Genomic DNA, 22,621 nt, shown 5'->3' with positions numbered 1-22,621 from the left:
GCAACCAGATGAAGATTCCGAAAAACCAGCCGACTCAATTCTCCCAAGCGAGAAACCGCCCTAAACGAGTTCAGATTCCCGAGACTCGCCATAGTACGCGTAGCTATACGCACCTGATGATGATGAAGCATCGTTAAGAACCACCCCGATGGGCGTCGCGTTGGCTTTGCTCAGATTCTCGGTCGCCGCAGTAAGATTTGGTCGCGTGGTCCGCCCCGCACGCGCAACCAGGAGAACACCATCAGCCCACTGGGTGAGAACCACAGCGTCGGTAACCGGCAGGACTGGCGGTGAGTCGATCACCACATAGTCGTATATACTCGCCAACTCACTGAAACACAGGCCAGCACGCTGAGATCCCAGCAGCTCTGCCGGCGTCGGAGGAAGGCTACCGCTCGATAGAGCATCGAGGTCCGACATTCCAGTCTCTTGGACCAAATCGGAGAGCTGTGCAGATCCTGCAAGATACGTTGTGAGGCCAACCTCACCGTTCAAACTCAGTCTCAGTGCGAGCGTCGGACGACGCAAATCTGCATCAACAATCACAACACGATTTCCAGCCTCAGCGAGCGCAGCCGCGAGATTGATTGCGGTCGTGGTCTTCCCCTCGCCCGAACTGGGGCTAGTCACAATGATGACTTTAACCGGCGCATCGACGTTCGAGAAAGACAGGTTCGTTCGAAGGCTACGATATGCCTCCGCCGTCACCGACGAACCGACGGAGAAGTCTAGGGCACCCCGGCCTTCGAGGTCCGTGTCACGAGGTATCACACCGAGCGCTGGCAGTTCAAGGATCTCAAGGTCGTCTGTAGACCGTACCTTCGTATCAAACCGAGCCCTAGCGAGAATCAAAAGAACTCCCAGGAAAGCGCCCAGAAGAAAACCCAGCGCCACGTTTCGGTAGGTCCGCGGACTTACGGGTGACTCGGCAATTGATGCCGGGGTCACTACCGTAAGTTTTGCAAGAGGTACGCCGCCCGCGGCCGGCTCCTCAAGACTAGCTACATAGGCGACAAGAGAATCTGCTACGGCATTCGCCAGCACGTACGCGTGCTCACGATTGGTATCCCTGGCTTCCACGCTCAACAACACAGTGTCAGGGGTGCTGGAAGCAGCAACACGCCCTTGAGCCTCTTCAACCGACATCGGCAGAGATGACGACTCAAGAGCATCCGACAGCACAGAGTCCGATCGAACAAGCATCGCGTACGACGCAACCCGTTGCTGCGACGCAAGCGAGCCCTGCAGCGCAGAAACGGCGTTACCATCCGCTCCCGAGGTTACATACAAGGTCGCGGAAGATTGATAGACCGGGGACTGCATTAGACTAAATCCAAGGGCCAGCAGCGCTAAAACCAACGCACTGACTACAGCAAACCACCAATCCCGCTTTAGAACCGCCACCGATTCTCCGAAAGATCCCGAGCGACGTACAAACGCGTTCTTTGTGCTCATAATGACATTCCTCTCATACGATAGAGCCTAAGCTCCACCCCACACTTAATCGTCGCGGTCAATGCCACATCACCGTGACAAAGCCAACCAAAAACCCGCAGATCAGAGCGCCAATTCCAACTACCCAAACGTCCTTCCATTGTCTCATACTCAGCAGAAGCAGGAGCGCCGAAGAGATCTCGAGGACAATAAACAGGAGCGCCAGCAGAAAGACGTTCAGCTCCCCAGACGCAGAGAGTATAAACGCCAATCCACTTACGCACGCACAGGCCATGATCGTCAGCTTGCTAGACGATGCGGCAAGCGATTTCAACGCCACGCGCTGCACGCACGCGTTTATCGATGCGGCCGCGGCCCAAGCGATGACAAGCGGCATTAGCGGTAAGTACGCGCCACCGTCAGGCCTCCAAGCAAGAGATACAGCAGCTGTTACCGCCTCCGCAAGAAGGCAAAGTCCGACCACGTACCTGATAATTATGAAGGCGCCGGAAGTGTCTGCCCTGTCACGATGCACCAGGCGTGGAAGGACAGCGTTCACGCCGACCGCAACTACGCCGGCAACGAACTTCGCAGAGAACGAGAGCATAGATAGCGCGCTGGCCGGCAGCGCAGAGGCAACAGTCTGCAAAATGACGCCTGTCGAATAGCCTGCGCCGGAGCGGGCCGCAAACCAAGCGCTCTCAGAGGTGAGGTGCTGACGAAGCGAAACTGTATTTCGCCCGCCAAACAGTGACACCCGCTCCGTAAGCACTGCAATCGCCACGAAGCACACGTTTCCTAAAAACATGCACAACGACAGAATTATCGACTTGGCCGACTCACTGCTTAGAAACCAAGGCATTAGGGCGCACGCCAACACCGAGGTTGGAAGCGTCAGTGACGCCAGCAACATTGGGCGTCCAGCTGATGCTGCGCGGAGAGCCATCGCGAATCCGACGGTCGCGAGGGGAGCCGTCAGCAACGAAAAGAATATGATCCAAACGACCGCACCGAAATCGTACTCGCTAGGAACGTAGGCGAGCCGCCACCAGCCAATTCCACCAACAAGCAGCACTGAAGCAGAAGCCGCTAGCCAAGTAAACTGCCTCCCGCCGGCACCAGAACCTCGTGCACGCAACCAGATCGGGAATGCAACACCTTGCAAGATGATCTGACCGGAAACAAGGACCCAAGCCTGCATCAAGAACAACGTGTCGGAATAGTATCCGAATCCTGAACTTAGCCACAAGAAGCCATACTGAGCAAGACCAAGCGCCTGAGATACTGCGGCTACCGCAGGCGCCGCCAAATGCCTCCTCACAGGTGAGATGGAAATCTGGTCTATCCCCATCGGCACATCCAACGGTCAGCAAGCTCACGCCCGTCGTGATCACGGGGTAGCGAATCGAGAATTGATACCGCACGGCACGAACGGTCGAGCGCGCCAACGATTGCGCGCGAATAATCCGAAGCGGACGCATCACTTGGCAGCACGAAATGATCGTGTTCCCGCAACCAATCGGCCAGACCAGTGGAGTCCGAAGTAACAATCTCACAACCCATCGATAGCGCTTCAACGATAGGGAGACCGACCTGTTCCCTCCAATCGGTCGAGGTCCGAGATGGAAGCACAAGCACTGAAGCTTCGGCGAGGGCCGCGTAAATATCGTCACGTGGCGGGTCGATACACACACACGCGGTCGCCGTCTCCTGGCAATAACGAGAGACTTGTTCTGACAAATCGCCCTTACCGATAAAGATCAGCTTAGCATTTGCTGAAACATCTATTTCACGCCACGCATCCATTACGGTGTCGATGCCTTTTCTCAGCTCAAACGCGCCCAGGAAGACCACGACACGCTCCTTCTTTACATTCTGGAGCCGCGGCATATCCAACGCCGGAAATACCTTGTGACGAATCTTCGTCGACAACCCAGGAACATAATCCTTGTACATTCTGAGTGATGATTCGGTACCAAAGGCCACCCTATCTGCAACCCAGAATAGCCACCGACATGCGATCGACCAGAGGGGACGGACTACTGCATTCGGCAAGTGCGTTCGCAGCGAGATAGAGGGGACGGGATCCAGGTTTTCAATGGCATAGAAAACTAGCTGAGGCCGCGCGCCTATCCGTAGAGCACGCGTGAAACAAACCAAGAGCGAGACCGGAAATAATACCGACCATGCCCCGAGTACACCGGGTTCGTTGACCTCGATCACGCGCGGACGCAACCGAAGCACAGCTATCAACGACCCAATTCTGGAGCGCTGAATAACATTGGGGTGGAGGGCGATCTGGAAAGTCGTATGACCGCCGCCTATAAACGACAACTTGATCTAGCTTCGGGATAGCCAGCACCCGCTCGACGTGCGCGGTCCTCGCACGGTCGTACACTCGCAGGACCTCAGTCCTCGGAGCTAGTCGGAGAACACCACGTTCGAATTTGCCTCCGAGGCTACCTTTGCGGACCCGCACTAGACCGTTACCTCGGCATACAGACGCGAGAGCGCCGCTGTTTGCGCCCCACAATCCATGTCTGCCCGTCGCTCCGCCTCGAACACCGAGACCTCTCCCTTGTATGCCTCGTCGAGGAAGTACCGAGCTGCAATACCCCCCAGCTCAAGGGCCGAATCAAACGTCAAGTACCCCAACGAACCGGTCGTTCGGGTCCGCTGCATCATCACCGGTACTCCGTGGACCGACGCCTCAAGCGGCGCGATCGGCGCCCCTTCCCACCTAGCTGTGTGCACATACAAGGACGAACGACGAAGGATCGCACGTACATCCGCATTTGATTGCCATCCGAGTACCAGGACCCCCGCGGTCTCAAGCAGCGCCCGGAGCTCTGGGTCACCGTCGCCAACCCAAATCCAAGAGACATCGCTCGGTCCTCCGGACCGCTTGAAAGCTAGGTAACCTTCGGCGAATATTTCCGGACCCTTCTGGGCGCAGATACGTCCAACGGTCGCGACAGTTCTAGTTTCATCGTCACGCAACAAGCCTGCGACATTCTCGCTCGACGGCATTACATTAGGCAGCAATTCTACTCTGGCGTTTGATGAGATACGGCGCGCTACCGCAACTTCGTACTCACTAACACCAGCCACAACGTGCGGAATGTATCCACAGATCCGCTCGAACCACCGATACAGTAGACGACGAAGCCGAGGTTGGTCCAGCCTTTCGAACGAATAGCAGTGCGGAGTGTAGATGACCTTCCTGCATCTAAGCTTGGGGTGAAGGCGCAAAGCACCAGCAATACTGGAGTGCAGATGAATCACGTCCGCGCGAACATTGTTGACCAACTCTGGAGCGTTCGCGAGAAACTGTGCGACAGAATCTCCAGCTGAAACGAAACTCACGTTGGAGAACTGATCCAGTTCTCCAACGTCGTGCCCAGACCTTGCCCTCGCAATGATTGTATGCTTAGCCCAGGGCGAATTTTGAACATATTGCGCAATTGCAGTCTGGATACCTCCGCCAAAGGCCTCCGTCACATGAACGACATGGATCTTTGCACTAGATAACACCGGCTGCACTTTCCTTACCAATCCCGCCAGCAACAACATTAGACGCTTCAGAGTCAGAAACAACGCTTGGAGAAGCAGCAGTGTTCTTTCCCGGTTCTCGCTGAGGCACCTGCGGTAGCGCAAGAATCACCCACATCACTACGCCGATGTTCCAATCGAGCGGACTAAAGGCCAGCGTCGACCCGACCAGAAACAGCGCGCACGGAAAGCGGCTACGAGATCTGCGGAATACCCCAGATATGAACATCAGCAATAGGACCAGTCCTATTACTCCGGTCTTCGCGAGCGCCGACACCCACTGGTTATCGATGGCAAAGATTCCATTCTGTGCCAAGTAGTAGAACTCGGGACGAGTGCTTAGCTGATCCGGATTACCCCCAAAGACTAGCAAACTAACCGGAGCGTTTAGGAGCGCAAAGAACGCGTCCGCCGAGTCTGCTCGCTGATAATACGACGCTGTGTTATCGACGCCATAAAGGCCCAACGGCTCTAGAATCAAAGACTCAAAGGAGATAGCACTGACGAGTGCTAGTGCTACTGGCACGAAAACTGCTGCGATCTTCGCGGGAATCGCAATGTTTCTCCAACTGATAATCAGGATTGCGACACACGTTAGCGTCACGATTATTAACGCACTCCTCGTACCTGTGAAGACTATTCCCGCGATATAGAGAACAGCGAATATTGACCGCAGCACCCGCGACCGTCCGGATAGCTTTCCAAGCAGTACTACACAGAACGCGAGGAACCAGCCGCAGGCAAGAGGATGAGCAAGTGAGCCAGACCCACGGACAGTCAGCTGTTCAATAAGATTGTGAACCTGCCCCTCCGCGCCCAGCTCCTTACCTAAAATCCCCCACGGCAGGGGAAGAACCTCTAAGGCATTCGCGACTGCCCAAACCGCCTCGATAACCCCGATCCAACAGACTGTCCATAGCAACCGCTCCAAGCGCCGACCGTCCAGTTGAAGCAGGAAGGCAGCGATAGGGAAGACCGTGGCGATCTGGAGAGTTAACGATTGCACGCTCTGCATGGCGCCATAGCTGAGCGCTGAAACTAGCGCGTATATAAAGAAGCCGGCAAGAAAAGCGAGCGGTTTTCCTATCTGGTCCGGCAATCCGAACCGTGCGACAGACACCATCAACAGCGCTGCCAACACACCGGCAAGGGGCGCCTTTACCGATAGCGGAGCACCGAAGTTTGGAATGAGAACAACACCAACGATGCCAACGACTGCACCCACCTCGGCCAAAACATGACGTGGAACAAAGAATGCAAGGACGAGTACCGCATACAACCCAACCGCGGCTGTCCACGTTGTAACCGCTTGGCTTGGGGGAAGATAGCTCGCAATGAGGTAGACGTACGCCACAAACGAACTGAGTGCCAGAAGAACTAGAGGAACCGCGCTCCCTAGACCGTCAGTGAGTGGCGTACGCAATGCGGCTTTGTTCGTCCCACCTAGGCCAGCCATGACTCGACCGCCCGAGCCGCCACACGCTCTTCCCACAGGGTCCAGTTTGCGTCGTACAGCTCCCTACCGACCTTTGCTGCGTAACTCGGATCGGACAGGTATCGAACACACTCATCGATAAACAGATCATCTGAATCACAACCGGTCATATCGAACAATCCAGCGAGCGAGCCCCACCCCGTCGTTGTTGAAACTACGGGTAGTCCTACGCTTATCGCCTCAAGGATCTTCACACGAACGCCACCACCAACCGCAAGCGGCGCAACCATCGCGCGGCTGCTGCTCAACTCGGAAGACAGATCATCAACGAAGCCGGCTTCCTCGACGGACGGGGGGAAATGCCAGGGCCGCCCGTTCGGGTCTGGCTTTCCGATAATCTTCAATCGCGCCCCGGGTACCTGCAACTGGATTCGGGGCCATAGGTACGCCAGTCGCTCAATCGCTTGTCTATTCGGGGGCCATCGTTGGTCACCTACGAAGACCAGCTGCTTCTCGGTACCAGCGACCTTTGCTTTTTCCGCAGGACGCAACGTCAGTGGGAGAAACTGGACGTCCCGGAGGCCGGCCCTCTCATACCTCTGAATCTCGTCCCCGTCGAAGCACGCAATCCGCTTCGCTCGCCTTGCCACACGCAACTCGTCACGTAGAATCAGCGGCGCCATAACTCGTCCGCTAGTCTTCCCGCCGTTTCGGTACACGTCGGACTCGGAGACATGTGTATTTATGTAGAGATTGCGTTGCAGAACGCCTGAAGTCAATGCCGACTCGGCCATATAAGAGTGCTCGGCCACGTAGCTCTGGTCGGGCGATTGCTCAATGCGCCTTGATAAATTCGGTATATCAAATCTCGCATGAACAGGGCTTCGCAACTTTGTAGCCAGTTTGTAAGCGATCGACGTGAGAGAAGGCGGTGGCTTCGGAACCCCGTAAATGCCATTGTGGTTACCGAGCAGTTGAGGATCAACAGTCAAAGCCACCTGACTCACGCTGAAGGATTCAGCAGCCAGCTCCGTCACGAGCTTCGAAACAGTAGTGTCCCCCGTTGTGAACTCATGGGGATTCTTACTCAACAGAAAGCAGACTCTACGCATCTACTACCACCACGGCCTTTCCCGGAATTTGCCGAGGATCAGGACCCGTCTTGCTCTTTATGCCGTGCCAGAAACCTCTTAACGCACCTAAGAACGGATCACTATCTCGCCCGCGAATCGAGGCTCTGGCCGCGCCCCCCATTTTACAGCACAATGCAACCACAGTTCCGAAAAAGCTACTATAAGCCCGAGAGAACAATATCTGATTCCGGGTCTGATAATAGTGCGTGAAGTTTCCAGTCTGCTGGCCAAAGCGCGCAGCGGGCGCTAAGTGAATATCATATCCCGCCAGTCGAACCCTCTGACAAATGTCGTTGTCCTCGTAGTACAAGAAGTACTTTTCGTCAAGCCCGCCGATCTTTTCGAATACGTCCCGTTGAATCAGCATTACTGCGCCATCTACGTAATCGGGTCGTCTTCCGGCTTGCAAATCACCTGCGGAGAGATGCTTCGGGCGCGCACCGGTCAGATAACGTCCGCCGGCAGAATAGACCCTTGTACCCTCTTCGTTGTCCACGAGAAGTGGGCCGATGAGACCGTATCTCGGCGACTCCAAAGCCGCCTCCAATAGGCGCGAGACCGCACCTGGAAATATTTTTACCTCGTGGGTGAGCACCAAAAGAAATTTACTAGGACTTTCGATCGTTTCTGCCGCTCGATTGATTGCACTAGCGTATCCAGGATTATCTAACCGCAAGACATCAATCGGGATATCATGACGCCTCGCAACCCGGCCAGTGTCAAAGTCGCCGCTATTATCGGCCACTACGACACGCGCCGGAGATACTTCAAGTTTATTGATCGATTCCAGGAGGGAATAGATCCTACTATTCTTGTAGTGAACTATGACGATGTCATAATCTGGAAGCGCGCGAGGTGCATCGCTAGGACCTTCTTCGCCTCGCATAAACGACCGTACCCTTCTGCACTGTCTCGAGGAATACAATAAGCTTGTCTATCGGATAAATCGCCAACCCGCGTCACGCCATGCGCTGGCATCGAGGCAGTTCCTGCCGTCGATTACAGTTTTCCTGCGGACTTTCGCCGCGACGTCCGTAGGATCGAGGCGACGAAACTCCTCCCACTCTGTCAAGACCAGCACGATGTCTGCGCCCACACATGCTTCAGCGACGCTGTCTGCATACTCGAGCGTTGGGAACAAAGCCTGCGACGACTGCTTCGCTTTCGGGTCGTAGATGACTACCGATCCGCCTTGCAGTTGCAACTGTCCCGCTACGTTTAGGGCAGGAGAATCTCGAACATCGTCAGACTCGGGTTTGAAAGCGGCGCCAAGAACAGCCACCCTCGTGCCGAGCACTGACCCACCGCACGCCGTGCGAGCTAAATTGACCATGCGATTTCTCCTGCGCATGTTGACGTTGTCAACCTCGCGTAAGAAGGCCAGGGCTTCAGCTGCTCCAAGCTCGCCGGCTCGAGCCATAAATGCGCGGATGTCCTTCGGTAGACATCCGCCGCCAAATCCAAGGCCCGCATTTAGGAAGCGTCTTCCGATCCGATCATCGTACCCAATTGCATCGGCTACTGCCGTGACGTCGGCTCCTGCCACCTCACATACCTCCGCAATGGCGTTAATGAACGAAATCTTTGTCGCTAGAAACGAGTTAGCAGCAACCTTTACCATTTCCGCACTCGGATTATCCATTACCAGAAAAGGTGTGCCACACTCAATAAGTGGTGCGTAGATCTCTCGCACCACTTCCTCGGCGAGGCCATTCGGCTCGACACCTAAAACCAGCCGGTCAGGTCGCAGAGTGTCGTCAATCGCGTGCCCCTCCCGAAGGAACTCGGGATTCCAAGCGATCTCAACTTTAACTTCGTCCTTAGCTGAGTCGTCGATTAGGGTACTCAGACGCGTGGACGTACCTACTGGTACCGTCGATTTCCCAATTATTAGCGCATCTCTTGTCAGCAGCGGCACTAGAGTGCTTACCGCACCATCGACGTAGGAGAGGTCGGCCCCGTACTCGCCCTTTTTCTGTGGCGTCCCGACTGCAATAAAGAACACATCCGCCCATTCAGCAGCATCCTCGTATGAGCCAGATACTCTCAACTTGCCGCTAGTGATGTGCTTCAGAATGAGCTCACGTAGGCCCGGTTCGTAGAACGGTATTTCCCCATCGGCCAGCATGTTACGGCGCCGGTCGTCTAGTTCGATTCCCAAGACTTCGTGCCCGAGCTCCGCCATGCACGCAGCGTGCGTTGCGCCGAGGTAGCCAAGACCGATCACTACCATTTTCATCTAGTACGCACCATCTTTCGCCACTACTGCCTTGACCGTTCGCCATAGGATCAGCGCATCTTGCATGATTGACCAATTTTCAACATACGAAAGGTCGAGGCGCACAGACTCTTCCCACGACAGATCTGATCGTCCCGATACTTGCCACAAACCCGTCATTCCTGGTTTGACCAGCATCCGACGTGCGACCCTTCCGTCATATCGATCCACTTCGTCCGGCAGCGGAGGACGAGGACCAACAAGGCTCATAGTCCCACCCAGAACATTGAACAGCTGTGGCAGCTCGTCGATGCTGAATCTTCGGATGAATGTTCCAACCCGCGTCACCCGCGGATCGTCTCGAATCTTGAACAGAACGCCGGAACCCTCATTTTGTGCTCGGAGTTTGTCTTTCTGCGCGTCTGCATCCTGCACCATAGATCTAAATTTCCACATCGAGAAGGGCGCATTGTTCAGCCCGACTCTATTAGCGCGATAGAAGACAGGGCCAGGCGAATCTAACTTTATGGCTACCGCGACCGCCGCCAGTACAGGCGCTAGGCACGTCAGAATCAGTGCCGCACCAACTCGATCGACCAATGCCTTTCGAAATCGGTTTGCGCCCTCGTAACGAGGTTTGTCAATGTGAAGTAGCGGCAGACCCGCCACTGGTCGCACCATCACACGCGGTCCTGCAACGTCCGTAACGCCAGGAGATACCATCATGTCCACGTCGAGACCTTCTAGGTCCCAGGACAGCGCCTGCATCGCGTCGTGACCAAGTGCCTCTGCGGACGTAACCGCGACAGTTGTTGCTCCCGATTCGAGAACTGAGTTGCTGACGTCGTCGAAGGTCCCGAATACAGAGATGTCGGTGCCCCCGACCGTAACCGAGTCTCGGTAGCCGATACGCGTAGGAAGGCAGATCCCGACCACGCGATACCCGAGATTCGGCTGCCGTAGAAGTCGCTCGATCATCGGGAAGGCTGAGCCTGCGGAGCCAACAACCAGCACATGCTCAAGATTCTTCGACTGCAGTCGTTGCTGGCCGAGTCGCTGCCTCCACAACCATCGCGAGAGAAGTAGAGCTGCGGTACCCACGGGTAATGCGATGGCAACGAACCCTCGCGCGATGTTGAGCCGAAAGAGCAAGTCGACCATCGCCAGGACACCAAAAACCGCCAGGCATCCGGTCACGACTCGGCTGTACTCCTGCGACCCCGAACCGACGATTCTTCGGTCGAGAGTCTGGAAGGCACGAAGTGCCAGAATCCAAGTCAGGCCGAGCAACACGGACACAAGGGCGGCAGGCACCTGCGCAGCTCCGTTCGGCGTCAGCGCGTTATCCGCGCCGAAGCGCGCTAGCTGCGCCACCGTCACCGCGAACGCGACGATAGCCGCGTCGGTCCAAGCCAGTCGAACCACATAACCATGGATCCACGACCGAGACCGGTCACGTCCCCTGCTGACGTAGCGCAGGCTTGGCGTGGTGCGCTCCGAACCTCGCCCCGATCCGTCATAGGCCGGACGATAGGCCACTGCCAACCTCCCACAACACAAAGTGAATGAACTCGAAGGTGGCGATCGGCCCCTACGCCCAACCACCAGAACGTTGACTAACGTTCGACTCCGCAATTGTCTGTACGGATGCTGAGAGACTATTTCAGGATGGTCACAGTTACAACTTGGGAGGTTCTTGTAGTCCGGACGAGCGACATTCGGTGTGCAATTCTGCAGGATCATTCCCGTGGTAAATCGACATTGGCAGTGCGGCCGCCTTCGGCCAGCAGTGCGGCGTAGCCTCTAGGCCACCCAAGCGGCCAGAACATCGCACTTCTCCTGCTGGATTGCGCGTCATGCCAGGGACTTTCGACCCAAGTTACTCTGCGATAGTGTGTTGGTCATCACATTCCCGGTGCTGTGGGCGAGTTGCCTGCCTGGCGCGACAATCCAGCCAGAACATCGTCAGAAATCACGCGAATCGTACGACATTCTGTCGAGATTTGATTTCATTGGATAATGATTGCCCTTCTCAAATCCCATATCGGGCATTCGGGGTATTCGACGTGACATTCTCGTAAACAGTCCCGATAGAGGTTTAACACCCGATCTTCACGGCGCCCGGCTGACCGGGTATCCCGTAAGCACCGCCGTACTTGCTGCGCCGATCGGGGACAATGCAGCGATGCACCCTACCAGTCCGGCGAGGCCATCCCGGTTCCTTACTCGGCGCAACTTCCTGTTGGCGAGTGTCGGAACCGCGACCTCGACGTACTTTGCCGCCTGCTCGTCAGCAGATCATGGATCGCCTTCAAACTCGCTGCCCCAGCACTATTGGGGTTGCTTCCTGCCAGGAAGCGTCCTCTCCAGTGCGGGTTCAGCGAAAGCTATCGATCAACTAGCGCAGCTGGCTGGGACGAAACCCAACATCGTTCATGTGTTTGTGTCGATGAATGATCAGCTCCCGGTTGCAACTCTGGACGTGGTCCAGCGGGTCGCCGCTACTCCCCTCCTCACCTTGGAGCCATGGAATCCGTACGCCGGGCAAACTCAATCCGAGTTTGCTCCGAGAAGAGTCGCCGCCGGTCAGCACGATGCTGCGCTGCATCGGTGGGCCGGTCAGCTTTCCTCGTGGAAGCACCCTGTCTTGTTGAGATTCGCACAGGAGATGAACGGTTCCTGGTACCCGTGGTCCGTAGGTGTAAGCGGCAACTCCGCAGCTGAATACCGGGCCGCTTGGCAGCGGATGTACGCGATCATCAGCAGCGCAGCTTCCAATGTCAGCTTCGTCTGGGCTCCCAACGCAATCACGGAGGGCACTACCGACTTCACCAATTGCTTCCCGGGGCACGAGTTCGTGGACTATCTCGGACTGGACGGCTACAACTGGGGCACGATCCCTGGGCACCAGTGGCAGTCTGCCGACAAGCTCTTCTCACACAGCGTCGCGGCCCTTGACAGGCTTACGCCCAACCTTCCAATCCTCGTGACCGAAGTCGGCTGTGCTGAGGGAAATCAACCAGGACTCAAGGCACAGTGGATCCGAGAGTTCTTCACCGTCATCGAGACAAGCGAGCGAGTCTCGGGGTTCGTCTGGTTCCAGATGGACAAGGAACGCGACTGGAGATTCAACTCGTCATCCGCGAGCACCGCGGCATTCCGCGAGAGTCTCTCTCAATGGACGCACCGCTGACGTAGCTCAGCTCGTGACCCGCTCGGTGGGGAGTATCAGATTAACGGTGTAAGTGGCGTTTTCGATTAGTTGTCCTCGCTGGCCGGCATGCGGTCGGCGAAGGTGATGGCGAATGCGTTGAGTGCTGGTTTCCACCGCATTGTCCATCGTTTCTGTCCGGTGCCGGTCGGGTCGAGCGACCGGGTCACCAGGTACAGGCACTTTAGCGCCGATTGCTCGTTCGGGAAATGCCCACGAGCCCGCACTGCGCGCCGGTAGCGGGCGTTGAGCGCCTCGATCGCATTCGTCGAGCAGATCACGTTGTGGACCTCGATGTCGTAGTCGAGGAACGGTATGAATTCTTGCCATGCGTTGCGCCACAACCGGATAGCTGCCGGGTACCGGTGCCCCACTCGGCGTCGAACGCATCCAGCGCCGCGGCCGCGGCTGCAGCGGTGGGGGCGGTGTAGATCGGTGTGATCGACTTGGCGATAGCATCGCGGTGCTGGCGGCCGGAATAGCGGAATGTGCCTCGGATCAGATGGATGACACACGTCTGCACCACTGTGTCGGGAAAGACCGCCCCGACTGATTGCGGCAGGCCTTTGAGCCCGTCGCAGACGAGGAAGAAGATGTCGGCTACACCCCGGTTCTTCAGCTCGGTAAGCACCGCCAGCCAGTACTTTGCCGACTCACCATCGCCTTCACCTGCCCACATCCCGAGCACGTCACGTTGCCCGGCCAGATCCACCCCGATCGCGGCGTAGATCGGCCGGGGCCCTACCTGCCCATCGCGGATTCTGACATGGATGGCGTCGATGAACACCGCGGCGTAGACGCGTTCGAGCGGACGGGCATGCCAGGTGGCCATCTCTTCGAGCACCCGGTCGGTGATCCGGCTGATCGTGTCTTTGGAAACCGCAGCACCGTAGATGTCGGCGAAATGGGCACTGATTTCACCGGTGGTGAGCCCACGGGCATACAACGACAACACCACCTCATCCACATCAGTCAAGCGGCGTTGGCGCTTCTTCACGATCTGCGGCTCGAAGGTGCCCGCCCGGTCCCGGGGGACATCGATCTCGACCTGCCCACACGCATCAGTCAGCACGTTCTTCGACCGAGACCCGTTGCGCGAGTTGCCACTCCCACGACCACGCTGGTCGTGCTTGTCGTAACCGAGATGCTCAGACATCTCTTCATCGAGCGCCGTCTCGAGCACCGTTTTCGTCATCGCTTTGAGCAACCCATCGCAGACCGGTCAGGCGGACCCCGGCCTCCCGGGCCTGGCGGACCAGCTCGCGGGCTACCTCGAGTTCATCGACGCTGCGGTCCGCAGGCACCTCGACGATCCCGTCATCGTGTTCATCAGATGGCTCCACAGCCACCAGAGTGTCGGTCATGATGCGACCTTCCTGCCCCCGACACACCGAGGGCGGTAAGGCCACTTACACCGTTCTCACGACAGTCCCGCTCGGTGGCGGCGTATTTCTGTTCGACGGCGTCCTTGGCGGGCTGCCACCAGTCGGTGTTGTCGCGGTACCAGTCGATGGTGGCGGCCAGGCCGGCGCGGAAGTCGACGTAGTTGGGGGTCCAGCCGAGTTCGGTGCGTAGGCGGGTGGAGTCGATGGCGTAGCGGCGGTCGTGGCCGGGGCGGTCGGTGACGAAGTCGAACGCATCGGCCGACTGGCCGAGGAGTTCGAGGATGGTTTCGACGACGGTGCGGTTGTCGACTTCGCCGTCGGCGCCGATCAGATAGGTTTCGCCGATCTGACCTTTGTCGATGATGGTCCACACGGCGTCGTTGTGGTCGTCGACGTGGATCCAGTCGCGCACGTTGCGGCCGTCGCCGTAGAGCTTGGGGCGCACCCCGGAGAGCACGTTGGTGATCTGGCGGGGGATGAATTTCTCGATGTGTTGGTACGGGCCGTAGTTGTTGGAGCAGTTGGAGATGGTCGCGGCGACGCCGAAGGAGCGTACCCAGGCGCGCACGAGCAGGTCGGAGCCGGCTTTGGTCGAGGAGTAGGGGCTCGACGGGTTGTAGGCGGTGTGCTCGGTGAAGCGGGCGGGGTCGTCGAGGTCGAGGTCGCCGTAGACCTCGTCGGTGCTGATGTGGTGGTAGCGCACCTGGTGGGCGCGCACGGCTTCGAGCAGGGTGTAGGTGCCCACGAGGTTGGTGTGTACGAAGGCCGAGGGGTCGGCCAGGGAGTTGTCGTTGTGGGATTCGGCGGCGAAATGCACCACCAGATCGGCCTCGCCCACCAGCTTGTCGACCAGGGCGGCGTCGGCGATGTCGCCTTCGATGAGTTCGACGCGGTCGGCGACCGGGGCGAGGGTCTCGGGGTTGGCGGCGTAGGTGAGTTTGTCCAGTACCCGGATCGTCACGTCGGGGCGGGTGGTCAGGGTGCGCAGCACGAAGTTGGCGCCGATGAAACCGGCACCACCGGTCACGAGAATTTGCATGAAGAATCCTTCACAAAGATTAACGAATTGCAGTCACACAAATCGAGGACAATGACTGTGCAGAATTTGTCACAGAGTACCGACCCAGTTCTGCAAATGCTCCATTGGGCGTTTAGCCTGCAGTCATGAAGGGCATCATCCTTGCCGGCGGCACCGGATCTCGGCTCCACCCCATCACCCAGGGTGTGAGCAAGCAGCTCGTCCCGGTCTACGACAAGCCGATGATCTACTACCCGCTCTCGACGCTGATGCTCGCCGGCATCCGCGACATCCTCATCATCACCACCCCGCACGACGCGCCGGCCTTCCAGGGGTTGCTCGGCAATGGTGATCAGTTCGGCATCAACCTCACCTACAAGACCCAGCCCTCGCCCGACGGCCTCGCCCAGGCCTTCACCCTCGGTGCCGACCACATCGGCGACGAGTCCGTCGCACTTGTCCTGGGTGACAACATCTTCTACGGCCCCGGCGTTGGTAGCCAGCTTCAGGGATTTGAGAACATCGACGGAGGCGCCATCTTCGCCTACTGGGTTGCGAACCCCGAGGCCTACGGCGTGGTTGAGTTCGATCCTGACGGCAACGCGATCTCCCTCGAAGAGAAGCCGACCCAGCCGAAGAGTAACTGGGCCGTCCCGGGTCTGTACTTCTACGACAACGACGTCGTCGAGATCGCGCGCAACCTTAAACCCAGCGCACGCGGGGAATACGAGATCACCGACATCAACGCTGAGTACCTCGAGCAGGGGAAGTTGTCCGTGCGAGTCTTGCCGCGCGGGACTGCCTGGCTCGACACCGGCACCTTCGACAGCCTCCTCGACGCCGGCAACTTCGTCCGCACCGTCGAACAGCGCCAGGGATTGAAGATCGCGGCGCCAGAGGAAATTGCATGGCGTCAAGGGTTCATTGGCGATGAAGAACTCCGTGCACGAGCTGTGAAGCTGCAGAAGTCGGGGTATGGCGACTATCTGCTCGAAATCCTGTCACGGGGTCGAGCGTTCTGAGCTCCGCGACGCTCACAGTGTCCCCCGGCCCGGGGACACAAGCGAGGCATGGATACTGATCGGATGCCTGGCCACCCCGTCGACCCATCGGTGTTCCACGCGCTGGTGCTACTGAACCTCCTATTCGTGACCGGCGCGTGGTGCCTGGCGCGTCCGACGTACCGCGCCGCCGCGGTTCTGGCATTTCTATCCGTAGCCTGGCTGTTCGGGAACGGACCAATCGAAGGTCGGGTGTTGGTGACGATCACCGTCGACCACGGATTCACCGAATCGGACATTCTCTCGATCATCGGAGTGGGCATCGCCGCAATCACTTTCACGAAGACTCGAGAACGGCGAAGGTACGACGAGTAGTTGGATCGGGTAAGAAGTAGCTTCGGCAGTGCGTCTCCATGCGCGGACGGAGCTGTTTTCCCAGGATACGTCCGCCAAGCTCGACGGATCGACGCCGCAACCACTCCCATCACCGTGCGCCGTGCAGCCGCCGACGTCAGGCACGAGTGCGTGGCATTAACCGACCTCTAACTGGTATTGGAACTGCCAGTCACGGTGCGCCGAAGCGTCGTCCGAAGCTATTCCAGCAAGAAGCCTCGATTTGCTGCGTGCAGTAGCTGTACCGACCTCAATGTGGTCCCGCCATCCTTACCATCCGCAGGGTGCTGGAAGGGTCCGACAGCACTATCACAATCGAGCGACGCCCACGCTCGATGTGCTTCAACCCATTTCCCAGACAGCCGATGTAACGGCCGAGAGTACGACCCTTAGCGCGCCTTCGGAACGTCATCGCCTGTCACGTCTTCTGGCGCCCCTCACCCACCGAAACACCAGCCCTTGCCTCAGCACATGAAACAGCTGCCGCAGACTCAACCACGTGAACCTAGCTGTAACTCTTGGGGAGGTTGTGAACGGCGTGGTGCCGGTCAACAGGTGAGGGCCTCCGGTATCGATGTGGTTACCACACACACGCCGATCACCAAGAGGCCCTCATGACCCACCGTAATGCTTTTCTCACCGAACGTGGTCGTCTGTCCCTGGCTCAGTGCGTCGTCGACCAGGGTTGGCCTCTACGACGGGCCGCCGAACGGTTCAACTGCTCACCGGCCACGGCCAAGAAGTGGGCCGACCGCTACCGGCAGACCGGTGAGGCCGGCATGGCAGATCGGTCCAGCCGCCCTTACCGGTCACCCCATCAGCTCCCGGTGCGCCGGGAACGTCGAATCATCAAGTTGCGGTTCCTGCGTCGCTGGGGCGCTGCACGAATCGCTGCGCACCTGCGGCTAGTGTCCTGAGTCATTAATTCGTGTGCAGTAGTGGGCGATGGAGTCGAGGATCTGGTCAGCGGTCTTGACCCACACGTAGGGGCGGGGGTTGTCGTTCCAGGTCTCGATCCACGCTCTGATGTCGGCATTGAGTGCTCGTACGGTGCGATGGGTGGAGCGTTGGAGTTTCTTGGTGGTCAGTTCGGCGAACCAGCGTTCGACGAGGTTCATCCAGGATGAGCTGGTGGGAGTGAAGTGGACAACAAACCGCGGGTGCGCGGTCAGCCATCGCTTGACCGCGGGTGTCTTGTGGGTGGAGGCATTGTCCATGACCAGGTGGACGTCGAGCTCGTCGGGTACCTCGGCGTCGATCTTGCGGAGGAATCCGATGAATTCCGTTGCGCGATGCCGTGAGTGAAGCGAACCGATGACTTTGCCCGACGCGATGTCCAACGCCGCGTACAGGCTGGAGGTGCCGTTGCGCACGTAGTCGTGGCTGGCCCGTTGCGGGGTGCCCGGGAGCATGGGAAAGATCGGCTGGGTGCGATCGAGCGCTTGGATCTGGGTCTTCTCGTCAACGCAGAGCACCAGGGCACGTTCGGGTGGGTTCATGTAGAGCCCGACGACGTCGCGGACCTTCTCGGTGAACATGGGATCTTTCGACAGCTTCCACGAATCCTGTTTGTGTGGAGCCAATCCGAACGCTCTCCATACACGCGACACGGTTGACTGTGACATGTCGAGATGCTCGGCCATCGCCCGCGTCGACCAGTGTGTCGCATTCGTCGGAGTGGTCTCGAGAGTCGCGGTGATCAAGTTTTTGATCTGCTCGTCGTCGACGGTGCGAGGTCGCCCAGGCCGGGGTTCGTCGAGCAACCCCTCGCAGCGGTGCTCGACGAACCGGCCTCGCCAGCGCCGCACGGTACCTCGGTTGAGGCCGAGTCGTTGTGCCACTTCAGTATTCGAACCGCCATCAGCGGCGGCGAGAACGATTCGTGAGCGCATCGCCAAACCCGAGGCCGTCGTTCGCCGACGCGCCCACCCTTCGAGCTCACGGCGCTCGTCATCAGTCAGAACAATATCCACTGCTCGCGGACCCCGGGTTGCCATTCCCTAGCCTAACAACCGAACGGAAATTAATGACTCAGGACACTAGCAAAATCGACCGTTGAGGCGGTGTTGCGCCGGTATCGGATGCCGCTGTTGCGTCACCTCGACCAGGCCACCGGACTTCCGGTACGCCGGACACCGCCACGACGCTACGAACACGACGCTCCCGGCGACCTGATCCACATCGACATCAAGAAACTCGGCCGCATCCCCGAAGGCGGCGGCCACCGCAAACTCGGGCGCACGATCGGCAACCGGCACAACAAGAAACACCGCCCGGGGTACGCGTATCTGCACCACGCCGTCGATGACCATTCCCGGCTGGCATACTCCGAGATCCTCACCGACGAACGCAAAGAGACCGCCGCGCAGTTCTGGGACCGCGCCAACGCCTTCTTCAGCCAACATGGGATCACTGTGAGACGAGTGATGACCGACAACGGCGCCTGTTACCGCTCAAAGGTTTTCGCAGAATCCCTCGGCGCCGAGATCAAGCACAAGAAGACCCGTCCCTACCGTCCGCAAACCAACGGCAAGGTCGAACGATTCAACCGCACCCTGGCCTCGGAATGGGCCTACGCCGAGTTCTACAGCTCAGAGACCGCCCGCGCAGCCACCTACGACGACTGGCTACACCACTACAATCACCACCGAGCCCACACCGGCATCGGCGGACTCACCCCGATCGAACGCCTACACGTTCACAACCTGCCCGGGTCTTACACCTAGCGCTCACGTTCCTCCAAGGGAAGGACATGCACTCGTTTCTCGGTCAGGTAGCATCCTCCAAAATCAGACGTACGTACGAACACTAGGAGGCCGCGCTGCCCGATCTCTCGCACTGGCACAGGTTTCGCCTCAGCGAAACCACAATCCTGGATACCAAACACTGGATAGTCGCGGTACGTCCTCGACAGATCACCATAGGGAGCTGCGTACTCCTACTCAAGCGTGACGCACCCCGCCTGCCTGACTTGACCGGAAAAGAAATGCGAGACCTTCAAAAGGTCGTGTCCGCTTACGAATCGGTCGCGTCACACGCATTTCAGCCAGCCCACTTCAATTACGTAGCTTCTATGCAGAACGATCCCTCCGTGCACTTCCATGCGATACCGCGCTATAGCACTCCTGTCAGGTTCGGCGGAGTCTACTGGCACGACGATGATTGGCCATTCTTTCTCGATTTCCCGCGCTCCTCCCAGGACACCGCCCCCCACATGCTTAACACTGTAACCACCAAGCTCAGAGAGTCAGCTAAGGCAAAGAGGTACCGAAGATAGTGAACCCGACCAGGGAAGAACTCCGAGAAAGAATTTCGGAAATCATAATGAAGTCGCCGAACATAGTCGCCGCACTACTAGTTGGCTCGCATTCCATCAACTCTCCAGATGACCTCTCCGACCTTGATTTCTTCCTTTTTGTAGACGACATCGACGATTGGAACCGAGATCGGTTAATTGGATTCTTCGGGGAGTGTGGAATCACTCCTCAGACGGTGTACTGGAATGGCCTAACAAAATTTCACACCATCGTAGATCTGGTCGGAGTTGACTTTTCAATTCTCGATAGATCTCGCCAAGACGAGATTCGGCGTTGGCCGACATTATTCTACGCACGTGACGGAATTTTGAAAGATACAGAAGGAACCGTCAGGCTGTACACCGAACAACGGACCGCAGCAGCACAGTCTGGCTTATACAACACACTTGATGGCTTACTCTACCATTCATCGAATGTCTCAATACAGCTGCGCAGGGGCGAGTATCTAAATGCCCGCTGCAGACTCACTGGGGTGGTCGAGTCGCTCCTTTGCCTATTGGAGAAACGAACTCTAGGGAAGCCAAACTTCCGAGAACCATCAAGAAAGTTTGAACTAAGAAACAATTCCAAGGAAGGTCTGGCGTCCCAGGTCGCTTTTTCCGAATCCCCCACGCAAATCATCCAGAATCTACGCGAGACTCTCCGGTGGGTCGAATCTGAACACCACACCCTTATCACCGACGAAGCCCAGTTAGTTATCCAGAATATATATCACAACCTACAGGAAGCGGCAACAAAGTGTGGAAACCCGTCCTCGCGCTCGATCTCGGCGGAGTCCTTCTAAGCGATCCAACCCGCGGAGGCTTCTGGCTCGAGATATCCTCGGGCGATCAACAACTCGCCTTTCGCGCGAAGGACATGTGGACAGAAATCCTGAAGGTTCCGTTCGAAATCGGGGATTTGCCCGAGGATGAGGTTTGGGGTGAACTATCTAATCTGACCAAGAATAGCGCGACGTTCATCCGCAATTCATTCCTATCCGGTTTCCAAGAGATAGAGCACGGCGTCAACGCTCTCCGATATTTCGCCGACAGCGGGGCAAAGACCGTCTTGGCGACAAATCATTACGCCCCTTGGCTCGATATTTGGAGAGCTAAGTTTGAGTGGTTTAGCTTGCTCGACGAAGTCGCATGTTCATCGGAGATGCATTGCCGAAAGCCAGAGGCAGAGTACTTTCGCCTACTTATAGATATGGCCGGCGCGACGGCCGAGTCCATGATCTTCGTTGACGACGATTCAGAGAACGTGCGGGCCGCAGAAGTAGCCAACATCAGAGCTATCTATGCAGATCCTTCCGGTCTGTGGACGCAGACTCTGCACAAGTCCGAGGGGAACATGTAGATGCCGGAAACCTCGCGAGAGATTGTGGACCACGTCAGGAAGGAACTATCGTCATACATAGTAGAAATTCCTGTCGATGAACAGTCTGACCCTAGAGTCCAACAGTCTATGGAATGGCTGATCTCCTCCCAGCTTCCGTCAGGGGGTTTCGGCAATAATAGCCCTGCATATACGGCCATGGCCGTCAAGACGATTCGGCAATGGCGGCCTGCTTGGCGCCAGAGCGACGGATTTGAACGTGCAGCTCTCCATATTGTTTCTTCAGCAAGTGGTGGACGGCTCGAGACGGTATGGGATACCGCCATCGCGGTTAGCGCACTGGAGGGATCGGCGGCCGCACACCCATTCGTCGCTGCTGCAACCAACTATCTCACCCAGATAGGTCCGTCCACGCAACTCAAGCCGCACCACGCAGCACAGCTTGTAATTACGCTCGTATCTGCACAGCCAGGATGCTCAACCATCCCGTCTTGGATCGCGATGTTACGGACCCAACGCGTTCACCCTGCAACGCCCTACGGGCTTGGCCAGGTTTCCGCAGCACTTGCTAATGCGTCTGATGCGAGCGTAGAGCTACGCCGACAATGCGATGAACTATCAGACTGGCTCGGCAGCGTTGAAATAACAAAAGCCAACTTCGTCGAGTATTGTTCCGCGCTCATCGGTCTTTCTGGCAGTTCGCACCCCGCTCACGCGGCTCGAGTTTCGGCCTGTATCGACGACCTCTTCAATGATGGACGCCGACTAGATGGGAGTTGGTACCACGACCCGTGGGAAACGAGTTGGGCACTTGCGGCATTACGACTAGCCTCGGCACGAAAGACCGTCTCAATGCCCGTTCATGATCTCGCCTTGGTTCTTGAAGACACCGAGTCGCTTGCTGACTTGCTTCAGGAGGAGTACGACCAGCAGATCGCCCGACTCGGATCAAAGTACTTTTGGCGCGTCCTCGCATACAGCCAGGCTGTGCTAGTTCTTATCGGATTGGCTATCTACGGAATCTTCTTATCTTCGGACTCCGGATGGTATATCGGGTTTGTATCACTTCTGCTAGTCCCCGGAATCCCTGCTGCAACCCGCCTGTGGCAACTCCACAGTCAGACATCAAGAGTGGACGCTTGATGAAAAGGAAGACGACGCTCAACCGAGGCACGCGTGTATCGAGCGTCTCACTTCAGACGTT

16 protein-coding genes and 4 pseudogenes are annotated in these 22,621 nt (G+C 57.6%); 7 read left to right on the top strand and 13 right to left on the bottom strand.

Annotation, left to right across the window (positions count from 1 at the left end; all coding sequences use genetic code 11):
- Positions 1-60: 60 nt before the first annotated feature.
- The 10 genes and pseudogenes from RVF83_RS11075 to RVF83_RS11040 form a co-directional block, all read right to left on the bottom strand.
- Positions 61-1,080 carry a polysaccharide biosynthesis tyrosine autokinase gene (locus tag RVF83_RS11075; RefSeq protein ID WP_255220631.1) on the bottom strand — a complete coding sequence of 340 codons (1,020 nt, stop codon included), beginning with the start codon at positions 1,078-1,080 and terminating at the stop codon, positions 61-63.
- A 144-nt stretch (positions 1,081-1,224) separates the two neighbouring features.
- Positions 1,225-1,455: pseudogene (locus tag RVF83_RS23725) on the bottom strand (Wzz/FepE/Etk N-terminal domain-containing protein); the annotation flags it as partial.
- Positions 1,456-1,513: 58 nt separating this feature from the next.
- Complete coding sequence (locus tag RVF83_RS11070; RefSeq protein WP_157226817.1) at positions 1,514-2,635, bottom strand: hypothetical protein; 1,122 nt, start codon at positions 2,633-2,635, stop codon at positions 1,514-1,516.
- A gap of 140 nt (positions 2,636-2,775) precedes the next feature.
- The gene (locus RVF83_RS11065) at positions 2,776-3,390 is read right to left on the bottom strand and encodes a glycosyltransferase family 4 protein (RefSeq protein WP_157226816.1); all 615 of its coding nucleotides are present in this window, start codon (positions 3,388-3,390) and stop codon (positions 2,776-2,778) included.
- Between the two features lie 522 nt (positions 3,391-3,912).
- Complete coding sequence (locus RVF83_RS23720; protein WP_083877502.1) at positions 3,913-5,007, bottom strand: glycosyltransferase family 4 protein; 1,095 nt, start codon at positions 5,005-5,007, stop codon at positions 3,913-3,915.
- Positions 4,958-6,340 (bottom strand): O-antigen ligase family protein, encoded by a 1,383-nt coding sequence (locus RVF83_RS11060; RefSeq protein ID WP_157226815.1) that lies wholly within the window; start codon positions 6,338-6,340, stop codon positions 4,958-4,960. The genes RVF83_RS23720 and RVF83_RS11060 overlap by 50 nt, the downstream gene beginning before the upstream one ends.
- 89 nt (positions 6,341-6,429) lie before the next feature.
- Positions 6,430-7,512, bottom strand: a complete 1,083-nt coding sequence (locus tag RVF83_RS11055; RefSeq protein ID WP_157226814.1) for a glycosyltransferase family 4 protein — start codon at positions 7,510-7,512, stop codon at positions 6,430-6,432.
- Between the two features lie 13 nt (positions 7,513-7,525).
- Positions 7,526-8,440, bottom strand: coding sequence for a glycosyltransferase (locus tag RVF83_RS11050; protein ID WP_005195411.1), 915 nt, complete (start codon positions 8,438-8,440; stop codon positions 7,526-7,528).
- 48 nt (positions 8,441-8,488) lie between these two features.
- On the bottom strand, positions 8,489-9,793 hold the full coding sequence (locus RVF83_RS11045) for a UDP-glucose dehydrogenase family protein (protein WP_005195409.1): 1,305 nt from the start codon (positions 9,791-9,793) through the stop codon (positions 8,489-8,491).
- On the bottom strand, positions 9,794-11,311 hold the full coding sequence (locus tag RVF83_RS11040) for a sugar transferase (RefSeq protein WP_005195408.1): 1,518 nt from the start codon (positions 11,309-11,311) through the stop codon (positions 9,794-9,796).
- A gap of 910 nt (positions 11,312-12,221) precedes the next feature.
- On the opposite strand from RVF83_RS11040, the gene RVF83_RS11035 reads away from it, so the two are divergent.
- A complete protein-coding gene (locus tag RVF83_RS11035; RefSeq protein ID WP_247602462.1) occupies positions 12,222-12,965 on the top strand; it encodes a glycoside hydrolase family 26 protein in 744 nt (247 codons plus the stop codon).
- A gap of 65 nt (positions 12,966-13,030) precedes the next feature.
- Here RVF83_RS11035 and RVF83_RS11030 read toward each other — a convergent pair.
- Positions 13,031-14,347: pseudogene (locus RVF83_RS11030) on the bottom strand (IS256 family transposase).
- On the bottom strand, positions 14,313-15,407 hold the full coding sequence (gene rfbB, locus RVF83_RS11025) for a dTDP-glucose 4,6-dehydratase (protein ID WP_005195396.1): 1,095 nt from the start codon (positions 15,405-15,407) through the stop codon (positions 14,313-14,315). Before rfbB ends, RVF83_RS11030 begins: the two are co-directional and overlap by 35 nt.
- 125 nt (positions 15,408-15,532) lie before the next feature.
- On the opposite strand from rfbB, the gene rfbA reads away from it, so the two are divergent.
- The 3 genes and pseudogenes from rfbA to RVF83_RS11010 form a co-directional block, all read left to right on the top strand.
- Positions 15,533-16,408 carry a glucose-1-phosphate thymidylyltransferase RfbA gene (rfbA, locus tag RVF83_RS11020; protein ID WP_005195384.1) on the top strand — a complete coding sequence of 292 codons (876 nt, stop codon included), beginning with the start codon at positions 15,533-15,535 and terminating at the stop codon, positions 16,406-16,408.
- A 63-nt stretch (positions 16,409-16,471) separates the two neighbouring features.
- On the top strand, positions 16,472-16,762 hold the full coding sequence (locus tag RVF83_RS11015) for a hypothetical protein (RefSeq protein WP_005195381.1): 291 nt from the start codon (positions 16,472-16,474) through the stop codon (positions 16,760-16,762).
- Positions 16,763-17,394: 632 nt separating this feature from the next.
- Positions 17,395-17,688, top strand: a pseudogene (locus tag RVF83_RS11010) (leucine zipper domain-containing protein); the annotation flags it as partial.
- Here the strand turns inward: RVF83_RS11010 and RVF83_RS11005 are convergent.
- Positions 17,686-18,777, bottom strand: coding sequence for an IS630 family transposase (locus tag RVF83_RS11005; RefSeq protein ID WP_341262019.1), 1,092 nt, complete (start codon positions 18,775-18,777; stop codon positions 17,686-17,688). The pseudogene RVF83_RS11010 and the gene RVF83_RS11005 sit on opposite strands and share 3 nt — an antisense overlap.
- A gap of 42 nt (positions 18,778-18,819) precedes the next feature.
- Here RVF83_RS11005 and RVF83_RS11000 point away from each other — a divergent pair.
- The 3 genes and pseudogenes from RVF83_RS11000 to RVF83_RS10990 form a co-directional block, all read left to right on the top strand.
- Positions 18,820-19,506 (top strand): annotated as a pseudogene (locus RVF83_RS11000) (IS481 family transposase); the annotation flags it as partial.
- Between the two features lie 1,329 nt (positions 19,507-20,835).
- A complete protein-coding gene (locus tag RVF83_RS10995; RefSeq protein WP_005199718.1) occupies positions 20,836-21,438 on the top strand; it encodes an HAD family hydrolase in 603 nt (200 codons plus the stop codon).
- A 108-nt stretch (positions 21,439-21,546) separates the two neighbouring features.
- Positions 21,547-22,560, top strand: a complete 1,014-nt coding sequence (locus RVF83_RS10990) for a hypothetical protein (protein ID WP_247602348.1) — start codon at positions 21,547-21,549, stop codon at positions 22,558-22,560.
- The last annotated feature ends 61 nt before the right edge of the window (positions 22,561-22,621 follow it).

This window comes from Gordonia rubripertincta, assembly GCF_038024875.1.
GTDB lineage: Bacteria > Actinomycetota > Actinomycetes > Mycobacteriales > Mycobacteriaceae > Gordonia > Gordonia rubripertincta.
This window is presented reverse-complemented; position numbering and strand designations above follow the sequence as displayed.